The sequence below is a fragment of the Planococcus chinensis genome, assembly GCF_042681545.1.
GTDB classification, from domain to species: Bacteria; Bacillota; Bacilli; order Bacillales_A; family Planococcaceae; genus Planococcus; species Planococcus chinensis.
The window spans coordinates 1-1,145 of record NZ_JBHUFW010000017.1; the positions used below are offsets into that span (position 1 = coordinate 1).

Annotated in this window: 2 protein-coding genes and 1 pseudogene; all 3 read left to right on the forward strand. The window is 50.8% G+C overall.

What is annotated here, in order from left to right:
* Positions 1-59 precede the first annotated feature (59 nt).
* Entirely contained in the window at positions 60-413 is a 354-nt protein-coding gene (locus ACFSDB_RS16960) for a hypothetical protein (protein ID WP_377340720.1), read from the forward strand.
* Positions 320-523 carry a hypothetical protein gene (locus ACFSDB_RS16965; protein ID WP_377340717.1) on the forward strand — a complete coding sequence of 68 codons (204 nt, stop codon included), beginning with the start codon at positions 320-322 and terminating at the stop codon, positions 521-523. The genes ACFSDB_RS16960 and ACFSDB_RS16965 overlap by 94 nt, the downstream gene beginning before the upstream one ends.
* A pseudogene (locus tag ACFSDB_RS16970) lies at positions 484-1,145 on the forward strand (IS3 family transposase); the annotation flags it as partial. The gene ACFSDB_RS16965 and the pseudogene ACFSDB_RS16970, both read left to right, overlap by 40 nt.

Below are 1,145 nucleotides of genomic sequence, written 5' to 3' on the forward strand. Positions count from 1 at the left end.
TGGTCAACGAGTATTTGGCTGGCCCGTTGGGCTATTCCTTGTTAGCCCGGAAATACGGAATGTCCAGCTCCGGGCAGATTGAACGCTGGGTTCGGGCTTTCCGGGCATTTGGAAAAGAGGGCTTGCGGAGAAAACAGAAGAACCGGGTGTATTCTGTTCAATTCAAGCTGGATGTATTACACTTTATGAAACAAACAGGCGCTCCCTACCAGGACACAGCGATTGAATTCAAGATGCATGATCCAACGCTTATTGCAGATTGGAAACGCGCATTTTTGGCAAAAGGTGCAGGAGGCCTGCGAACGAAAGGAAGGCCCCCATGGCGAAAAAAACAAAAAAGAACCCGGCCACACCCAACGGGACGATGTCCCGTGAAGAACAACTGGAACGGGAAAACGAACTGCTTCGCTTAGAGGTGGCGTATTTAAAAAAGTTAAAAGCTTTCCAGGAGAACCCGAATGCCTACCTCGAAAAGCACAAGCAACGCTGGCATTCGAACTCCAAAAAGAAGGATTCCGAGTAACGGATGTGCTGGCGATCGTCGATCTTCCAGAAGCCACCTATCATTACCATCGGGGGCGGTTCGGTTTGGAAGACCCGGATCTGGAATGGAAAACTGTGATTCGGGCACTGTTTGAAAAACATGAAGGCCGTTACGGGTATCGCCGGATCCATCTGGAATTAAAGGCGCAAGGGTACATCATCAACCACAAGAAAGTCCAGCGCCTCCTGAGAGAATTGAAGTTGAAGTGTGTGAAGTTCATTCGGAAGTCGCGCTATCGCTCCTATAAGGGCAATGTGGGTACCGTCGCAAAAAACCGGTTGAACCGCCGGTTCCACACATCGCATGCCTTACAAAAACTCGTGACGGACGTCACTGAATTCAAATGTACGGGCGAGGAAAAGCTGTATTTGAGCCCCGTGATGGATCTCTACAACGGCGAAATCATTGGAATGGGCATGTCCAAACGCCCCACCCTTGAGTTCGTCCTGGACTCGCTGCATCAAGCGCTGCCGATTATCGGAAACCGGGCTCCGTATCGGACCACCATCCACTCTGACCAAGGCTGGCATTACCAGCACCGGTTGTGGGTAAGAACGTTAAAGCGGAACGGGATTTTCCAAAGCATGTCCCGAAAGGCGAC

What these genes read in the sequence shown, in the direction of transcription:
- ACFSDB_RS16960 (WP_377340720.1), top strand. Translation starts at nt 60, where the DNA reads ATGTCCAGCTCCGGGCAGATTGAACGCTGGGTTCGGGCTTTCCGGGCA.
- ACFSDB_RS16965 (WP_377340717.1), top strand. Translation starts at nt 320, where the DNA reads ATGGCGAAAAAAACAAAAAAGAACCCGGCCACACCCAACGGGACGATG.